Source organism: Nitrospira sp. BLG_2 (genome assembly GCF_049222245.1).
The window spans coordinates 1-3,130 of the sequence record NZ_JBLYIG010000704.1; the positions used below are offsets into that span (position 1 = coordinate 1).

Consider the following 3,130-nt stretch of genomic DNA (forward strand, 5'->3'; position numbering starts at 1 on the left):
CTACGGTCGATCAGGCATTGACCTTCGCCAAGGCACTGGCGCGCGGGACGAAGGATCGCTGGGACATCATTAAGACGGTCATAGAAGACAAGGTGCGGGAGGTCGTGTAACCCGCCCGCCGAAAGGAACCTGCCGTGCAAGAGAATGGAAGACGTTCGGAAGTGGTTGTCGTGACGGGAGCCTCGGCCGGCGTCGGACGCGCCATTGTGCGGGAGTTCGCGAAACATGGAGCGTCCATCGGTTTGCTCGCCAGGAGCCGTGATGGATTAGAGGGCGCCAGGCGGGAGGTCGAGGAGGCGGGCTGTCGCGCGATCGCCATCTCAACGGATATGTCGGATCCTCAACAGGTCGAGGAGGCAGCCGATACTGTCATGCGGGAATTGGGTCCGATCGACGTCTGGGTGAACGACGCGATGGTCTCGGTGATCTCGCCGGCCGTCGATATGACGCCCGAAGACTATCAGCGGGTCACCAATGTCTCATATCTTGGTTATGTCTATGGCACGCTCGCGGCAGTCCGGCGAATGAAAGAACGCAATAAAGGCAAGATTATCCAAGTCGGCTCCGCGCTCGCCTACCGCTCGATTCCCCTGCAATCAGCTTATTGCGGCGCCAAACATGCGATTCAGGGCTTTACCGATTCACTACGGTCCGAACTGATTCACGACGGCAGCAACATCGACATTACGACGCTGCAATTGCCGGCCGTGAACACCCCGCAATTTACCTGGATCAAATGTCGAATGCCTCATCTTCCGCAGCCGGTTCCGCCGATCTATCAGCCGGAGGTCATCGCCAGGGCTGCCTATTGGGCCGCCCATCATCGGCGGCGGGAGCTCTGGATCGGGTTTTCCGCGGTCAAGGCAATTATCGGCCAAAAACTCATGCCTGGATTTGCCGATCACTATCTGGCCTGGAGCGGATATCGCTCTCAACAGACCGATCAACCGTTGGATCCCAATCGTCCGAATAACTTGTATGAGCCGTTGCCGAGAGATTTCGGCGCACACGGAGAGTTCGACAGGAGGTCACGCCGGTTTAGCCTCCAGTCTTGGCTGAACATGCATAGAAATGTGTTGAGCCTGGCCGGCCTTGGCGCGGTTGCCGGGTATTTTTGGTATGTGAAGGCACAGTCCAAGAACGGCGAGACAACGGCTCGGATATCGTCTAGGCCATTGAGACAAACGCGTATGGAACAAAGCGGCTCATGAATGCATCTCGAAGATTACGCCCTCATCGGCGATACGCATACAGCGGCATTGATAGGCCGTAACGGCTCCATCGATTGGTTGTGCCTGCCGCGTTTCGATTCCAACGCCTGTTTCGCGGCCTTGCTCGGCAATGAACAGAACGGGCGCTGGATCATCGCTCCTGCCGATCAAGAGCATCGTGTCACACGACGGTACAGGTCGGATACCCTCATATTGGAGACGGACTTTACGACAAAGGATGGAACCGTGCGTGTCGTTGATTGTATGCCCCTTCAGCAAAACCATCCTACGATCGTGCGTCTTGTGATAGGTGTCCATGGTTCCGTTCGCGTACATATGCAGCTGATTCTTCGATTTGATTATGGTTCCGTCGTTCCATGGGTGACAAAGCATGCCGACGGTCTCCAGGCGATCGCCGGACCGGATAGTGTGTACGTAATCACTGGTGCGCCGACCTATCGTAAGCATACAACCAGGATGGCGGATTTTGATGTTGAGGTCGGGCAGCAAGTCTCTTTCGTGTTGCTATGGCACCCCTCCCATGAACCGGTGCCTTCCGCACCTGATGCCGCCCATGTGATTGAGGAAACTACGAAATGGTGGCGACAGTGGACCTCCCGATGTCACCCTGTGGGTGAGCACCGAGAAGCGGTCGTTCGATCGCTGATTACGCTCAAGGCCCTGACAAACGCTCCGACAGGCGGCATCGTGGCGGCGCCCACCACATCCCTCCCCGAACGGCTCGGAGGCGTCCGCAACTGGGACTATCGTTATTGCTGGATCCGCGACGCCACCTACACCCTCTATGCCTTGTTGACCGCCGGCTACAAAGAGGAGGCATCGAACTGGAGAGATTGGCTCATTCGAACGGTCGCCGGCGATCCGAGCCAACTGCAAATCATGTACGGAATTGCAGGCGAACGGCGGCTGACCGAGCTGGAGCTTCCTTGGCTGTCGGGCTACGAGAAATCAACACCGGTTCGGACGGGCAACGACGCTTGGCACCAACTTCAACTTGACGTCTTTGGAGAAGTCATGGATACCCTCCATCAGGCACGCCGGACCGGTATGGAAACCAATGAACGGGGGTGGGCCATCCAAACCACGATGATGGAATACCTCGAGTCGAAATGGAAGGAGCCCGACGAAGGTATTTGGGAAGTCCGTGGCCCGCGCCGACATTTCACTCATTCAAAGGTCATGGCCTGGGTTGCGATGGACCGCATGGTTCAGGATATCGAGATGTTTCGTCTTCCCGGCGATGCAGCCCGCTGGAAACGGGTTCGAGAGGAGATCCATCAAGACGTATGCGGCAAGGGATTCGATCCTTCGCGCAACACCTTTACGCAGTATTATGGATCGCGACAAGTCGATGCCGGCTTGCTGATGATCCCGTTGGTCGGTTTTCTTTCTCCTCATGATCCGCGCGTCCAAGGAACGGTGCAAACCATTGAGAAGGAATTGTTCCGCGATGGATTGGTCCAACGCTATTCCCACCAGGGCTCTCAGAGCGTGGATGGTTTGCCGGCAGGAGAAGGCACATTTCTCGCCTGCTCGTTTTGGTTGGTCAATACCTATGTTCTCCAGGATCGGCATACCGAAGCGGAAAAGCTGTTTCAGCGACTCCTGGCGCTTCGGAACGATCTCGGGCTTCTGTCCGAGGAATACGATACAGGGGCGAAACGGTTGGTGGGAAACTTTCCACAAGCTCTTTCCCATCTGTCGTTAGTCAATACGGCCTATACCCTTGCGAGTGCCTCCGGACCATCGCAACATCGCCAGAGGACAGGGCAGCCGGCATCGCTTGAATCGTGGAGCCGTATCGAGCGGTGAAATTTGGGGAATCCCGAAAGAACGGTCTGCTCACAGTAGGTTTTTGGTGAGGAATGCTTCACATGGCCTATTGCTGGGAATCATCA

General features: G+C 56.5%; 2 protein-coding genes. Both read left to right on the forward strand.

Annotated elements, in window-relative coordinates; translation table 11 throughout:
* Positions 1-134 precede the first annotated feature (134 nt).
* On the forward strand, positions 135-1,211 hold the full coding sequence (locus ACOSYY_RS18595) for an SDR family oxidoreductase (RefSeq protein WP_421664357.1): 1,077 nt from the start codon (positions 135-137) through the stop codon (positions 1,209-1,211).
* Complete coding sequence (locus tag ACOSYY_RS18600) at positions 1,212-3,044, forward strand: glycoside hydrolase family 15 protein (protein WP_421664359.1); 1,833 nt, start codon at positions 1,212-1,214, stop codon at positions 3,042-3,044.
* The last annotated feature ends 86 nt before the right edge of the window (positions 3,045-3,130 follow it).

Excerpts from the sequence above, each read along its gene's own strand:
- ACOSYY_RS18600 (WP_421664359.1), top strand. The coding sequence starts at position 1,212 with ATGCATCTCGAAGATTACGCCCTCATCGGCGATACGCATACAGCGGCA.